Genomic DNA, 14,329 nt, shown 5'->3' on the forward strand with positions numbered 1-14,329 from the left:
ACCGGACCCGCACCGTCCCACCCACCTCATGGCACCCTGGACCTATGCCTGAATTGCCCGAAGTCGAAGCGCTCCGGGACTTCCTGGTCGATCATCTCGTCGGTCATGAAGTCGTCCGCGTGCTGCCCGTGGCGATCAGTGTGCTGAAGACGTACGACCCGCCCGTGAGCGCGTTCGAGGGGCGGGTGGTCACGGGCGTACGGCGGCACGGGAAGTTCCTCGACATCGAGGCGGACGGGGGCGAGCTGCACCTCGTGACGCATCTGGCGAGAGCCGGCTGGCTGCAGTGGCGGGACCGGCTGCCGGACGGCCCGCCGAAGCCGGGCGGCAAGAGCCCGCTGGCGCTGCGGGTCGCCCTGGAGACCGGCGAGGGCTTCGACCTCACCGAGGCCGGGACGCAGAAGCGGCTGGCGGTGTACGTCGTACGGGACCCGGCACAGGTGCCGGGCGTCGCCCGCCTCGGTCCGGACCCCCTCGCCGACGAGTTCGACGTGACCCGGTTCGCCGGACTGCTCGCGGGGGAGCGGCGGCAGCTCAAGGGCGCGCTGCGGGACCAGAGCCTGATCGCGGGCGTCGGGAACGCGTACAGCGACGAGATCCTGCACGCCGCGAGGATGTCGCCCTTCAAGCTGGCCTCGTCGCTGAAGCCGGAGGAGGTCCGGTATCTGTACGAGGCGCTGCGCGCCACGCTCACCGACGCCGTGGAGCGCTCCCGGGGGCTGGCGGCCGGGAGGCTGAAGGCGGAGAAGAAGAGCGGGCTGCGGGTGCACGGCCGGACCGGGGAGCCCTGCCCGGTGTGCGGGGACACCGTCCGGGAGGTCTCCTTCAGCGACTCCTCGCTCCAGTACTGCCCGACCTGTCAGACGGGCGGCAAACCACTCGCCGACCGACGCCTGTCCCGGTTGCTCAAGTAGCGGGGCCGTGGCGCCGAGGGCGCTCGGGAGGGCCCGGATCCGCGGCCGACCATGATCCGCAACCATTGAAGGTACGGACCAATGCGGGCCGTGCTCAGCGCCAGGCCGGGGCCTTCAGGGTCGCCAGCACCTCGCCGTCCTGGCTGCGCACCTCGAAGTGGCTGATGTCCTCGCGCTGCATGGCGGTGCCGCCCACCATCTCGGAGGCCTTGTCGGCGCCCTCCGGGGACTTCCAGTTGGCGGCCGTCTCCTCGGAGCCGTCCTTGCCGATCACCACGAGCCGGCAGGCGTGGGCGCCGTTCGACTCCTTGACCTTCAGCTCGATGTCGCTGCCCCAGAGCCGCTCCTCGGCCTTGATCTCGGCCCAGACGCCGGTCTTGGCGTCGGTGGCGGCGACGGTGTCCGGTGCCTCGCCCGGACCTGCGAGAACGGCCACGGCGGGGCCGCCCACGGCGATGACCACGGAGGCCGCCAGGGCGAACAGCCAGCGCCTGCGCTTCGCCCGGTGCCGGGCGGCCACCTCGTCGAGGAGCCGTCCCAGCATCCGGGGGCCGGGCGCCGCGAAGGGGTGCACCGCACGCGGCGTGGCGTTGCGGTACAGCATGAGCTGGCGTGCGGCGGGACGGAACTCGGTGACCTGTACCGCGCACTGCGGGCAGCCGCGGACATGGTCCTCGAAGTGGAACGAATCCACCTCGTCCAGCACGCCCAGCGCGTACGCGCCGACGTCGTGATGACGATCCTGGGACCACATGGCAATTCCTCGGGCCGGTGTGCGGTGGGGGTTGCTTCCTGCCCCCACCGGTACGGACCGGACCGGCGAATCATTCAAGCCTCACGGCCAATGCCAACCAAAAGATTCGGAGCCCTCCGCCGGGCGGATTGGTCCGGGACCGAAAAATATGGTCCGCCCGGGGCACGACAGCCGGATGGCCGCCCGCTGAACACAGGGTGTCCGGGCCCGGACACGGGGTGTCCGCCTTACGGGCGGCGACGGCAATCGTCGGACGGCTCCTGCGACAGGCCCTAGAAGAGGTGGATCGCCAGATGCCCCAGCGGCAGGCCGAGCCGCCAGGCCGGGGTCCAGACCTTCGGCCCGTCGTCCTCTCCCAGCGCCGCGCCGCCGCCCGGCACCGCGTCGAGGTCGGGGGCGAGCAGCTCGGTCTCCTCCAGCCAGCGCCAGGCCGCGGCCGCCAGATCCAGGTCCGGTGACGGGTCGCCCGACTCCAGCGCCTCGGCGGCGAAGTGCGCCATGCGCTCGCACACCCAGTCCTGCCACGGCTGGTCGTACGCGGTCAGCGACAGCCAGGTCTCCAGCTGGGTCACGACCCGGATGCCGGAGAGCTCACCGCCCGCGTCCGAGAGGAAGATGGTCAGCGCCAGGGCGTCGCGCCCCGCGCGGAACTCGAAGGACGTCGGCGGCATCAGGTCGCCCGTCCGCAGCAGCTCCTCCGCGATGTACTCGGCGTAGAACCACGCCATCGGGACGGCCAGTTCGCCGCTGCCGGCGCCGTCCGTGCTCTCCTGCCCTCTGTGCAGCATCCCTTCCTGCCTTCCTCCGGTGCGTGCGCGTCGCCCGACCCCGGGCCTGGAGACCAGGCCCCGGCCCCCATCCGGAACACGGATAGAAGACAGCTGATTGCTCAACCGGGGTCTTCAGCAAGGCGCTTTACGGAGGTTTGACTCGGCCATGGGTTTCAGTGCAGGTCGGCCGCGTATCCCGGAAGCACCCTGCGAAGGGCGCGCAGCGCGTAGTACGCGCGGGACTTCACCGTACCGGGCGGGATTCCGAGGGCTTCCGCGGCTTCCGCCACACTCGCCCCCTGGAAGTACACCTGCACCAGTACTTCCCGGTGCTCGGGAGTGAGTGTCTTCACAGCTTCCCGTACATCGAGGGTCGCCACCGACCGTTCGGCGTGATCCGCCATCACTCGGGCGTTCTCCAGCACCGCGTCCCCCACCTCGGCGGGACGCGCCTGCCGGGCCCGCCGCGCGTCGATGGCGAGCCGTCGCCCGACGGTGAGCAGCCAGGGGCGTACGGAGTCGAAGTCGTCGGCGCGCAGCGCCTCGGGGTGTTGCCAGGCGCGTACGAAGGTCTCCTGCACCAGGTCCTCGGCGCGGTGGCGGTCTCCGTCGGAGAGCCGCAGCAGCAGGGCGAAGAGGGGGCGGCCGTGTTCGCGCTGGAGCTCGGCCAGCTCGTGTTCGGCGGTCGTCCCGTAGGTGATCGTGGTTCCGGCCGTCATGGCCGTATGGGAACGCGGGGCGCCGCGCGGGGACAGGGGCCGGTCACGGGTGTGCGGCGGGCGGTCGAACCTGTCGACGAACGGTGCGACGAACGGTCTGCCGGTGGTGCGCGAGCGCCGGGCGGGCGTACCGCGCAACCGTGCGCCGGTGTTGTGCTCTTGGCGCCGGATGGGCGCCGCGGTGGCAGGAGGGGCGGCCGGGTCAGGGCACCACCGTCACCGGCCAGCGGCCCGCCTTCACCAGGCGCAGTGCCACCGAGCCGACGATGCGGTGGCCGGCCTGCTGGGAGGCGCCCACCACGACCGCGTCCGCCTTGAGCCGCTCCGCCGCCGTCACCAGACCGTTGAACGGGTCGCCGCGGAAGGTGTGGAACTCCCAGCGCACCTCGAAGATGCCCTTCACCTGCTCGGCGGCCTCCCGGATCTCCGCGACGAGATGCTCGGCGATCTCGTCCGTCGTCCCCGCCACCGGCACCCCGAGCGCCGCACCGGCCGCCAGCAACGGCTGCACGTACACGATGGCGAGCAGCGCGTGCTGACGGCGGGCGAGGCCGGCCGCGTAGGACACGGCGCGCAGGGAGGTGTCGGAGCCGTCCAGCCCGACGAGGACGACCTTCGGCCCGTCGGTGCCGCGTTCGAACCGGTGTGCTTGCTGATCGGTCACGGTCGCGAGGCTATCCGAGCACCCGTGCCCCGGCGTGCGCCGGGCGCCCGGCGCAGGCGCGCAGAAGTACTCCCATCGGGTGTTTCCGTGCCGCCGCACCGGTGTCGTGGTGGTGCGCCGTCCCCGCCTTGGTCGACTGATGAGTCATGACGAAGGATCAGATGTTCACGCGTCGCCATGTGGTGACGGGCGCCGCCGCCTTCCTGGGCGCGGCCGGCACGGCGGGCACCGCCGCACTGCTCATCGGCGACGGGGGCCCCGCTCCGGCACCGGCCGGTGCCCCCGCCCCGGCGGCCGGCCCCGGGGCCCGCCCGGCGCTCCGGCCCTCCTCCTACCGTCTCCAGCCCCTCACCGGCTACGGCCGGCCCGCCCGGCGCCGTGCCCTGGTCCCGGCCGGCGTCCGCAGCGAGCCCTTCCTGCGGATGGAGGGGCGCGGCCGGAGCATGGTGCTGACCTTCGACGACGGCCCCGACCCCCGCTACACCCCCGACATCCTGCGCGTCCTGCGCGATCACGACGTCCGGGCGATGTTCTTCGTCTGCGGCGAGATGGCGGTCCAGCACAAGGACCTGCTGCGGGAGATGGCCGACGACGGCCATGTCGTCGGCAACCACACCTGGTCCCATCCGCTGCTCACCAGCCTCTCCCGGTCCCGGGTGCACGAGGAGATGGCCCGCACCAGCGACATCATCGAGAAGGCCTACGGCGAGCCGCCGCTGTGGTTCCGCGCCCCGTACGGCGCCTGGAACCGGGCCGCGTTCCGGTTCGGCGCCGAACTCGGCATGGAGCCGCTGGGCTGGACCGTGGACACCCTCGACTGGCGGACCCCCGGCGCGCACACCATCGCGGAGCGGGTCACGGACGGAGCGGGCCCCGGTGTCGTCGTGCTCTCCCACGACGCGGGCGGCGACCGCTCGCAGAGCGTGGCGGCCCTGCGCGACTATCTGCCCGAACTCCTGGACTCCGGATACCGCGTGACCGTGCCCCAGCGGAAATACGCCTGACGCGACCCGCACGGACTCTCGCCCGCCCGGCCGGGAACGCTCAGCGCACCTCGACCAGGCGGGCGAACACGACGACGTTCCCGTCGTAGCCGTTCTGCTTGGAGAAACCGCCCCCGCAGGTGATGACCCGCAGTTCGGGAATTCCGCTGTTCCCGTAGACCCGGTCGCCCGGGAAATTGTTCTTCTCGAAGACCTCGATGCCGTAGATCTCGAAGACGGCGGTCTTCCGGTCCGCGCGCCGGATCTCGACCTCGGTGCCTTTCTTCAGCGCCCCGAGTCCGTAGAACACGGCGGGCCCCTGATCGTTGTCGACATGGCCGACCACGACGGCCGTGCCCTTCTCCCCGGGGGAGACCGCCCCGGTGAACCAGCCCGCGAGATTCGGGTCGCGGGCCGGCGGCGCGTCCACCCAGCCCTGCGCGTCCAGCCCGACGGCCATGGCCGGCGCGTCCACCCGGATCGAGGGGATCCGCACCCGGTCGACCATGGAGTACGGCAACGGGTCGGGAACGTCGGTGAAGGTGCCGTGCGGGGTGGCGCCGCTGTCGGCCGCCGCCGCGGACGCCGGCTGCGGCGGACCCACGTCGAACTCCCCCGAGCCATTGCGGATCAGAGCGAGACCGGTCAGCAGAACAAGCGCTATCACGCCCCACGGAGCACGCTTCTTCCGCCGCTCCTCCCATTCGGCCTCGGCCGGTCCGGACGAAGACATTCGCCATCCCCTCTCGACCCGGCCGTCGCCGTGTCCGTCGCGCATACGACAAAAACTAAGCGTGCCGCACGTCGACGGCGACGGGGCAGGTGCGAACGGGTGGCGGTGAAGCCGGCTTCTGCGCCATCCGAGTTCGCCGCCCGCAGGAATTTTCTGACGGTCCGTGACCTGCGGCGATATCCCATTCACGGAAAGACGCCCCGGCGTGTCCCCGAGCGGCACTCACCAGGACGGACCAGCGCCGAAATGCGGCCCCGCGCACGGCGTTCGAGGGTCGTTCCGGGAGACGCTTTCTCGCCGATCGACCGGGGACGGGACCCGGGGCGTCTTCCGCGGAGGATCACATGCGTAACTCTCGTGTCCTGGCGGCCTCGGCCGCCGCGGTCGCCCTGGTCGGCGTCGCCGCGCCGACGGCCGCCGCCTGGGACCAGCCGAGCAAGGTCACGGCCGCCCCCAATGTCATCGCCCGCGGCGGGCAGCTCGTCCTCACCGTCAGCGGCGGTGACGCGTGCGCGATCGCCGGCAGCACCGTCAGCTCGAACGCCTTCCCCACCACCAACCTCACCTCCATGGGCGGCACGACCGCCTCGGCCTCGGTGCGGGTCAACTCCGACGCGAGCCCCGGTTCGTACAGCGTCACCACCAACTGCGAGGGCAAGCGCAAGACGTTCACCGGTGCCTTCACCGTCATCGGCGGTGTGCGCGGCGGCCTCGGCGGCAGCACGTCCACCGGTGCCACGACGACCGACGTCGCGATCGGCGGCGGACTGGTGACGGCGGCGGTCGTCGCCGGCGGGGTCTTCTGGATGCGCCGCCGCGCCGAGAACAAGATCTGAGAGCGCGGGACCCCGGGACCACGAGGACCCGGTACCCCGAGAACAGGATCCGGCCCGCCCCTTCGGAGCATGGATCGCACGCGGCACAGCCCTTCGCCCCGGAGCCCGTAACGGTCCGGGGTGAAGGGCTGTCGCGGTGCGACGGGAACAGTGGTCAGCTGTGGCCGCCGTCCTCCGGGCGGCGGCCCGACCAGCGCCAGGCCACGCCCAGCGTGCCCGCGACGAGCGCGGCTCCGAGGCCGATCTCCGTGAGGTCGAAGCCGGCGACGGTGCCGCCGGCCCCGGCGTGGGAGCCCCGGGAGGGATGGTGGGTGGGGTGGTGCGTCGGGTGGCCGGAGGAGAGGGTGAGATCCGTGCGCCCGGTCTCGTCACCGCACTGGAACGTCACCTCGTACACCGTGCCGGGTCTGGCGTCCCGGTCGACGGTCGCCGTGGCGGAGGACTGGCCGTGGGGGATGACGACGGCGTCGAACACGCCCGAGGACACCGTCGTACGGTGCCGGCAGCCGTCCACGCGCAGCGTCACCTGCCCGCCGGGGGCGACCGTCGAGGGCACCACGGAGAAACCGAACGACGTGATGTCGCCGGCGCGTGCCGCGTGGGCGGCGGGAGCGGTGAGGGAGAGGGCGGTCACGCCCAGCAGAGCGGCCGAAGCGACGCGTATCGCGCGCATGGATGAGCCTCCGGGTCCCCGAGGAGCCTGCCGCGGACCGATTCCGCCTGCGCCGGAAATGCACCTCGATGACCGAAACGCTAGGAAGGCGCGCCGTGCGGCGCGATCTCAGTCGCGCGAATGGGGCACGGATGTGCTCCGCCCAGGGGACCCGCATACGTACGGCCGGGGGACGGGCGCGGCGTGGCGCTCGTCCCCCGGCCGTGGAACAGGCTCCGGGGACCGGGGTTGAGGGTCCGTCACCCGCCCGCGTTCGGGAACAGGGCGAGGAACGGGTCCGCCGTGGCCGACAGGCCCCGGCTGTAGGGCGCGTCGAAGTCCCAGACGAGGAACAGCAGGAACGCGATGAGGGCGGAGAACAGTCCCGCGAGGATCAGCTCGCGCGGAGTGCGGCGGATCTGCAGGGCGAACACCATGCCGACCGTCACGACGGCGCCGATGATCAGGCCGAACCACACCACCCCGGGCATCGTCTCGCCGGTGGAGTCGGCGCGGGTGCCGCGTGCGGCGTCGGCCTGGGCGACCTGGTCGAGCAGCGGCTGATAGGCCTGTGCCTCGAAGTCGCTGGCCGGTTCGTAGTCGGTGACGTCATGGCGGACGGTCTCGAACAGCTCGGTGCCGCGCTCGGTCACCTCGCCCTTCTCGGCCATGACCTTCCACTCGGTGGTCACCACGTGGCCGACATAGGCGTCGATGTCCGCGCGGATCCGGTCGCGCACGTCCTCGGGGTACACCCGCACCCGCTCACTGATCTCGTGCAGGGCCTGCGCCTCCGCCTGGACCTGGTCCTGGGCGGCGCTGCGGGCCTCCCAGACACCGGCGATCGCCAGCCCCAGCACGATCGCGTACACCACTCCGATCATCATGGTGATGTACTCGATGACGTCCGGGGTCTCGGACGGGTCCTCGTCCGCGGGTGCGGCGTGATGCCGTACTACGGCCACGATGAGGACGACCAGACAGGCCGCCCCCATCGCGAGGGTGAGAACAAGCCATTCCGACAAGAGGTTCCTCCAGGGATCGGCGCGGGTCTAGCGCGGACGCAGAGCGGCGGCGGCGAAGACCGCGGGCACGGTGACGAGCAGGGCGAGCGAGACGAGGGACGGGCCCGAGCGCCTGGCCGCCGAGTGGGCCGGGGCCCGGTAGGGCGGATAGCTCACCGGGGTCGGTGACACCTCAGGACGCGGACTCGGCGAGGGCTTCGGCTTCGGTGGGGGAGTCGGGGCGGGCGCCGGCCGGGGCGCCTCGGTGACGGGCGGCGGTGGCGCCGGCGGCGGCGGGGCGGGCGGCGGTGGCGCGGGCCTCGGGGGCGGTGTGGGTGCCGGCTTCGGAGGGGGCGGAGGGTCCGGAGCCGGATCCGGGGTGGGCGTGGGAGTCGGCGGGGGATCGGGGCTGGGGTCGGGCGACGGTGTCGGCTCCGGTGGGCACGACGGTGTCGGAGAGGGCGGCGGGGGCGGCGGAGGAGGGGGCGGCGGCGGGGTGGTCGGGGGCGGCGACTCGCAGGAGCCGGTGCCTCCGATCGCCACGGCGACCGCGCCGCCGCCGCCCGGGCCGACGACGGCGTACGCGCAGGCGTCGGCGACCGCCGTGCCGCTCGGTGCTCCGGTGAGGAGCCAGGTCAGTGCGAGCAGGGCCGGCAGCCGCAGGGCGAGAGCGGATCGGGTCCGCTGGGGTCCTTGCACGTCGGAGATCATCCGTGCTCGCGCGCCCGCGTACGCGGGAGCACGGATGGATTGCTCCAAAAGAGGGAAGAACGGGCCCCGAATGTTTGAGTGCGGGCACCCGATGCTGACTCTTCATTCGACTCCCGCGCAGGCCGCGCCGCGGGCTCCGGCACAGACTTCCGAAAGAAATTCGTGCAGCGTTGAACACATCAGCCACTCCCACGCGTACCTAGGGCCAGCAAGCGGCGCAGTAGGGCGCTGCAACACCCACCGGATACACGGGGAGTTGGAATGAAGACCTCCTGGCGGAGCGCCTCACTCGTAGCGACAGCTGCGGCTGTACTGGTGCTGACGACGGCGTGCGGTCAGGAACAGGGGTCGACGTCCTCGCAGAACGTGGGCGCCGCTTCCACACCGACGCTCGGTGCCGGAACCATCGCGGGCACCGGAACCGGCACGGCCGGCGCGGGTGCGGCGGGCTCCGGAACCTCGGCCCAGTCCACCACGGCGGCCTCGGCGGGGCAGCTGACCGTGTGGAACAGCGACGAGTACGGCAAGGTCCTCACGGACAGCGCCGGTCGCACCCTGTACCGCTTCGACAAGGACTCCTTCGAGCCGCCGAAGACGACCTGTGAGGGCGAGTGCGCCACCACCTGGCCGCCGGTGCCCGCCGCGGGCGCCACCGCCGCCGCGGGTGTCGACAAGGCGCTGCTCGGTGAGGTCAGCCGTCCCGACGGCACCAAGCAGCTGACGGTCGGCGGCTGGCCGCTGTACTACTTCGCGAAGGACACCAAGGCCGGCGACATCAAGGGCCAGGGCCTCAAGGGCACCTGGTTCGCGTCGGACCCCAAGGGCAAGAAGGCCTCCACCAAGGGCGGCGGCGGTGGAGCCGACACGGGCGACACCGGTGGTGGCCAGGCGGTCGAGCAGGCCGGCCTGACCACCCGCAAGGACGCCAAGCTCGGCGAGATCGTCGTCGACAAGAACGGCATGACGGTGTACCGGTTCCTCAAGGACACCCAGTGGCCGATGTCGACCAAGTGCACCGGCGCCTGCCTCGACAAGTGGCCCGTCGTCGCCCCGGTCGACAAGAACGACACCAAGGGCATCCTGCTGAAGGGCTACACGGTCTTCGACCGTCCTGACGGCTTCAAGCAGCAGACCATCAACTGCATCCCGCTCTACACCTTCGCCAACGACAAGTCCCCGGGCGACACCAACGGCCAGGGCGTCGGCGGTACCTGGTTCGCCATCAACGGCGACGGAGAGCCGATCGGAGCCGACAAGTAGGTCGCGCCTTCCCCACGCACCGCAGCGCGGCCGATCCAGGTCCGCCCCCTCCGCACCGCACGGAGGGGGCGGACCGCTTGGTGTGTCCGGACCGGCGTGACAGGCGTCCGCGGGGCGGGCCTTGACGCTTTCGGGAATGTTCGGGCCCGAACAGGCATGGCCGGGGCGGCGGTTGGGCATGTGCCATCGGCAGCGACGTTGAACGGACGGTCAATTTCCGTTTTCGCTCGCTCCTTCGGCGGGCGGTCAGTAGCCTCAGCTCGAACACCGGATCGCCTACGCCACCCCCGACGCGTTGGAGAACACAGATGGAGCGTCCCGCCTGGGCGCCGCGGAGCATCGACATCTCGATGCCGTCCGTGGCGCGCATGTACGACTACTACCTGGGCGGTTCGCACAACTTCGAGGTCGACCGTGAGGCGGCCCGCCGGGCCATGGAGTTCGTGCCCGGACTGCCCAAGATCATGCAGGCGAACCGCGCCTTCATGCGGCGCGCCGTGCGCTACGCCGTCGACGCGGGCGTCACCCAGTTCCTGGACATCGGATCCGGAATCCCCACCTTCGGAAACGTGCACGAGGTCGCCCGGGAGGCCGGCCCCGGCACCCGGGTCGTCTACGTCGACCACGACCCCGTCGCCGTGGCGCACAGCCAGGAGGTTCTGCGGGGGAACGACGACGCGGACGTGATCGCGGCCGACCTCCGCAAGCCCCGGGAGATCCTCGAGAGCCCCCGTGTCCGGGAACTGATCGACCTGAACCGGCCGGTGGCGCTGCTCCTGGTTGCCATACTGCACTTCGTGGAGGACACGGACGACCCGTACGGAGCGGTGGCCGAGCTGCGCGACGCGCTCGCGCCCGGCAGTCTGCTCGTCGTCTCGCACGCCTGCCGCGAGGGAATTCCGTTGCCCCAGGAGCGGACAGCGGGCGCGGTGGACGTGTACAGGAACATTCGCAATCCGCTGACCATGCGCTCGTCCGACGAGGTCGTGCGGTTCTTCGAGGGGTACGACATGGTGGAACCCGGAGTGGTGCCGATGGCGAAGTGGCGGCCCGACACGGCTTCCGAGGACGAGGATCCGTACGCCTTCGCGCAGTTCGCCGGCGTGGGGATCAAAGCGTGAGGGCGGAGCCGGACGGGCCGGAGGACAGACTCCGCAGGTTCGCGACGATCTGGAGCCGCGCGGTCTTCCCCGCCACCTCCACGTCGCTGACCCGGCCCGAGTTCGAGGAACAACTGCTGCCGCTGGCCCGCAGGCTCAGCGAGGCGCTGCGGGCCAGGACGTACGACGCCGAGGAGGGCCGGGCCGTCGGCGCCGCGCTCGTCGGGGCGCACTGCACCGAACCCGAGGCGCTCAGCCGGACCCTGGACTGTGTGGAGGCCTATCTGGTGCTCTACTGCGGCGGCGACGGACCCCAGGAGGATCTGCGGGCCCGTGCCGCGCGGCTGCAGTCCGCGATGGCCGCCGGTTACGCGGAGGCGCTGCGGCAGCGGACGCTGGCCGAGCAGGAGGCGATCGCCCGCGCGGCGCTGGAGGCCCAGGGCGCGGTCGCCCGGGCCCTGCACGCGACCGAGGCCCGCTTCCGCGCGGTGTTCGAGGGCGCTGCCATAGGCATCGGCATCGCCGACCTCGACGGCAACATCCTCCAGGTCAACGGCGCGCTGCTACGGATGTTCGGGGTCACCGAGCAGGCGATGCGCGGGCGGGTGGTCCCCGAGTGGCGGCACCCCGACGACGCGCCCCAGGTCTGGCGCCTCTACGACGAGCTGGTCCGCGGCGACCGCGAGCACTACCACACCGAAAAGGCGTTCTCCCGGCCCGACGGAACGGTCCTGTGGACCAATCTGACGGTCTCCCTGCTGCGCGACGCGGACGGCCGGCCCCAGTACCAGCTGGCCCTCATGGAGGACACCACCGAGCGGCGGCTGCTCAACCTCCGCCTCCGCTACGAGGCCACCCATGACGCGCTCACCGGGCTGCCCAACCGCACCCTGTTCTTCGAGCGCCTGGAGAAGGCCCTCTCGGCGGGCGACGGCCAGCGCTTCGGCCTGTGCTACCTCGACCTCGACGGCTTCAAGACCATCAACGACAGCCTCGGGCACGCCGCCGGCGACCGGCTGCTCGTCGAGGTCGCCGACCGGCTGCAGTCCTGCGCGACCGCGCCCGGCGAGATGGTCGCCCGGCTCGGCGGCGACGAGTTCGTGGCGCTGACCACCGGCACCGACACCGAGCGCGAGGTCGACGAACTCGCCGACCGCATCATGAGCGCGCTGGTCACCCCCGTCCGTATCGACGGCCGGGAGCTGCTGGTGCGCGGCAGCATCGGCATCGTCGAGGGACCGGCGGGGGAGCGCGGCCCGGCCGAGGTGCTGCGCAGCGCCGACATCACGATGTACCGGGCCAAGTCGGCGGGCGGCAACCGCTACGAGATGGCCGACGCGGAGGCCGACGCCCGCGCCATCACCCGGCACGGACTCACCACGGCGCTGCCCGCCGCCCTGGACCGGGGCGAGTTCTTCATCGAGTACCAGCCGCTGGTCCACCTCGGCGACGGCACGGTACGCGGCGCGGAGGCCCTGGTCCGCTGGCTGCATCCGCAGCACGGCGTCCTCGGCCCCGACCGGTTCATCCCGCTCGCCGAACGCACCGGGCTGATCGTGCCGCTCGGCCGCTGGGTGCTGGAGCAGTCGGTGCGCCAGGCACGGGAGTGGCAGGAGCGGCAGGGGGGCACGGGCGCCACCGGGCCGCTGCGCGTCAACGTCAATCTGTCGCCGTGCCAGCTGACCCACCCCGGACTCGTCCAGGACACGGTCGACATCCTGGAGCGCGCCGGCCTCGAACCCGACGCGCTCTGCCTGGAGGTCACCGAGTCCGCGCTCATCGGCGCCGACGACGACCTGCTCAAACCGCTGCGCAGGCTCTCCGAGATGGGCGTCGACATCGCCCTCGACGACTTCGGCACCGGCTACTCCAACCTCGCCAACCTCCGCCGGCTGCCGGTCCGTGTCCTGAAGTTGGACCGTTCCTTCACCCAGAGCATGCAGCAGTTCCCGGCCGACCCCGTCGATCTGAAGATCGTCGAGGGCATCGTCTCCCTCGCCCACAGCCTCGACCTCGCGGTCACCGTCGAGGGCGTGGAGACCGGAGCCCAGGCCGAACAACTGCGCATACTCGGCTGCGACACGGCCCAGGGCTGGTACTACGCCCGCCCGGGGCCCCCGGACCGCCTCCACGAGCTGGCATTGGTGGACGCGACGGGATAGGGGGACCTTCTCAACCGCCGGGCTCTTTCTGGGGGCGCGCAGCGCGCCCCTCCAGGGGCGCGGGGAACTGCGCGACCAGCCACGACGAACCCGCAGACCCCAACGGAGGCTCACCACCAACGGCGAGACCGGGACCCACGCCAAGACCCCGGCTCACCGCTCCACCAACATCCGCTGCAACTCCCGCGCGGCCCGAGGCGGAGCCACATCGCTGCGGTGGGCGAGGGCGATCGTCCGATGCAGGCCGGGCCGGGCCAGCGGGGTCACCCGCAGGCCCCGCCCGGAGCGCGTGGCGACCATCCGCGGGACGACGGCCACACCCAGTCCCGCCCGCACGAACCCCAGAACCGCGTCCATCTCACCGCCCTCCACCGCGAAATCCGGCTCGAACCCCGCGGAGCGGCACGCGGCGACGGTGAGTTCCCGCAGGTCGTAGCCGTGGCGGAACATCACAAGGCGTTCGCCCTCCAGGTCCGGGACCCGGACCTGGCGCCGGCCGTCGCCCGGCCTGGGCGCGTCCGGGGAGGAGACCACCACCAGATCCTCGCGCAGCAGCTCCACCGTGGTCAGCGCGGGGGAGGGCGTGGGCAGCGGGAGGACGACGAGGGCCAGGTCCAGCGCGCCGCGCGCCAGCTGCCGTACGAGGTCGTGCGAGCCGCCCTCCTCGATCAGCAGCCGGATGCCCGGATAGCGGTCGTGGAAGGCGCGCAGCACGTCCGGGAGCAGACCCGTGCACAGGCTCGGGGTCGCGCCGAGCCGGACCCGGCCGCGCCGCAGCTGGACCAGCTCCTGCACCTCGTGCCGGGCGGTGTCCGTGTCGGCGAGGATCCGGCGGGCCAGCGGCAGCAGCGCCTCACCGGCGTCGGTCAGCGTGATGTTGCCGCGCGCCCGCTGGAAGAGGTCCGCCCCCAACTCCCGCTCCAGCGCCTTGATCTGCTGCGACAGCGACGGCTGCGCCACATGGACCAGCTCGGCGGCCCGGGTGAAATGCCTGGTCTCGGCTACCGCCACGAAGTACTGGAGCTGCTGGAACTGCATCCCTCAACGATACGGGACGATAGGAGATG

Annotated in this window: 16 protein-coding genes; 6 read left to right on the plus strand and 10 right to left on the minus strand. The window is 72.0% G+C overall.

Going from position 1 to position 14,329, the window contains the following annotated elements; genetic code table 11:
• Positions 1-44: 44 nt before the first annotated feature.
• Entirely contained in the window at positions 45-914 is an 870-nt protein-coding gene (locus J8M51_RS27360; protein WP_086762913.1) for an Fpg/Nei family DNA glycosylase, read from the plus strand.
• 94 nt (positions 915-1,008) lie between these two features.
• Here J8M51_RS27360 and J8M51_RS27365 read toward each other — a convergent pair whose 3' ends face one another.
• The 4 genes from J8M51_RS27365 to J8M51_RS27380 all read right to left on the minus strand — a co-directional run bounded on the left by J8M51_RS27365 (position 1,009) and on the right by J8M51_RS27380 (position 3,821).
• Positions 1,009-1,668: a hypothetical protein gene (locus J8M51_RS27365; RefSeq protein ID WP_086762911.1), complete on the minus strand. Its 660-nt coding sequence runs from the start codon at positions 1,666-1,668 to the stop codon at positions 1,009-1,011.
• Between the two features lie 272 nt (positions 1,669-1,940).
• A complete protein-coding gene (locus J8M51_RS27370) occupies positions 1,941-2,456 on the minus strand; it encodes a hypothetical protein (RefSeq protein WP_086762909.1) in 516 nt (171 codons plus the stop codon).
• Positions 2,457-2,611: 155 nt separating this feature from the next.
• A complete protein-coding gene (locus J8M51_RS27375; protein WP_086762915.1) occupies positions 2,612-3,157 on the minus strand; it encodes a sigma-70 family RNA polymerase sigma factor in 546 nt (181 codons plus the stop codon).
• A 202-nt stretch (positions 3,158-3,359) separates the two neighbouring features.
• Complete coding sequence (locus J8M51_RS27380; RefSeq protein ID WP_086762907.1) at positions 3,360-3,821, minus strand: universal stress protein; 462 nt, start codon at positions 3,819-3,821, stop codon at positions 3,360-3,362.
• A gap of 146 nt (positions 3,822-3,967) precedes the next feature.
• On the opposite strand from J8M51_RS27380, the gene J8M51_RS27385 reads away from it, so the two are divergent.
• Positions 3,968-4,825, plus strand: coding sequence for a polysaccharide deacetylase family protein (locus J8M51_RS27385; protein ID WP_086762905.1), 858 nt, complete (start codon positions 3,968-3,970; stop codon positions 4,823-4,825).
• Positions 4,826-4,865: 40 nt separating this feature from the next.
• On the opposite strand, the gene J8M51_RS27390 is transcribed toward J8M51_RS27385, so the two are convergent.
• Positions 4,866-5,537, minus strand: coding sequence for a class F sortase (locus J8M51_RS27390; RefSeq protein WP_086762903.1), 672 nt, complete (start codon positions 5,535-5,537; stop codon positions 4,866-4,868).
• Between the two features lie 344 nt (positions 5,538-5,881).
• On the opposite strand from J8M51_RS27390, the gene J8M51_RS27395 reads away from it, so the two are divergent.
• Complete coding sequence (locus J8M51_RS27395; RefSeq protein WP_086762901.1) at positions 5,882-6,373, plus strand: hypothetical protein; 492 nt, start codon at positions 5,882-5,884, stop codon at positions 6,371-6,373.
• Positions 6,374-6,527: 154 nt separating this feature from the next.
• On the opposite strand, the gene J8M51_RS27400 is transcribed toward J8M51_RS27395, so the two are convergent.
• The 4 genes from J8M51_RS27400 to J8M51_RS27415 all read right to left on the minus strand — a co-directional run bounded on the left by J8M51_RS27400 (position 6,528) and on the right by J8M51_RS27415 (position 8,474).
• The gene (locus J8M51_RS27400) at positions 6,528-7,046 is read right to left on the minus strand and encodes a hypothetical protein (RefSeq protein WP_086762899.1); all 519 of its coding nucleotides are present in this window, start codon (positions 7,044-7,046) and stop codon (positions 6,528-6,530) included.
• A 239-nt stretch (positions 7,047-7,285) separates the two neighbouring features.
• Entirely contained in the window at positions 7,286-8,050 is a 765-nt protein-coding gene (locus tag J8M51_RS27405) for a bestrophin-like domain (RefSeq protein ID WP_086762897.1), read from the minus strand.
• 27 nt (positions 8,051-8,077) lie between these two features.
• On the minus strand, positions 8,078-8,206 hold the full coding sequence (locus J8M51_RS27410; protein ID WP_267299544.1) for a hypothetical protein: 129 nt from the start codon (positions 8,204-8,206) through the stop codon (positions 8,078-8,080).
• Between the two features lie 16 nt (positions 8,207-8,222).
• The gene (locus J8M51_RS27415; protein WP_267299545.1) at positions 8,223-8,474 is read right to left on the minus strand and encodes a hypothetical protein; all 252 of its coding nucleotides are present in this window, start codon (positions 8,472-8,474) and stop codon (positions 8,223-8,225) included.
• A 527-nt stretch (positions 8,475-9,001) separates the two neighbouring features.
• On the opposite strand from J8M51_RS27415, the gene J8M51_RS27420 reads away from it, so the two are divergent.
• The 3 genes from J8M51_RS27420 (at position 9,002) to J8M51_RS27430 (ending at position 13,262) form a co-directional block, all read left to right on the plus strand.
• Positions 9,002-10,000, plus strand: coding sequence for an SCO0930 family lipoprotein (locus J8M51_RS27420; RefSeq protein WP_086762089.1), 999 nt, complete (start codon positions 9,002-9,004; stop codon positions 9,998-10,000).
• Positions 10,001-10,308: 308 nt separating this feature from the next.
• Positions 10,309-11,121 carry an SAM-dependent methyltransferase gene (locus J8M51_RS27425; RefSeq protein WP_086762087.1) on the plus strand — a complete coding sequence of 271 codons (813 nt, stop codon included), beginning with the start codon at positions 10,309-10,311 and terminating at the stop codon, positions 11,119-11,121.
• Positions 11,118-13,262 (plus strand): putative bifunctional diguanylate cyclase/phosphodiesterase, encoded by a 2,145-nt coding sequence (locus J8M51_RS27430; RefSeq protein WP_086762085.1) that lies wholly within the window; start codon positions 11,118-11,120, stop codon positions 13,260-13,262. The genes J8M51_RS27425 and J8M51_RS27430 overlap by 4 nt, the downstream gene beginning before the upstream one ends.
• Before the next feature lie 153 nt (positions 13,263-13,415).
• Here J8M51_RS27430 and J8M51_RS27435 read toward each other — a convergent pair whose 3' ends face one another.
• Positions 13,416-14,300, minus strand: coding sequence for a LysR family transcriptional regulator (locus J8M51_RS27435; RefSeq protein WP_152173094.1), 885 nt, complete (start codon positions 14,298-14,300; stop codon positions 13,416-13,418).
• Positions 14,301-14,329 lie beyond the last annotated feature (29 nt).

Origin of the sequence: Streptomyces griseiscabiei (assembly GCF_020010925.1) — a bacterium.
Classification (GTDB): domain Bacteria; phylum Actinomycetota; class Actinomycetes; order Streptomycetales; family Streptomycetaceae; genus Streptomyces; species Streptomyces griseiscabiei.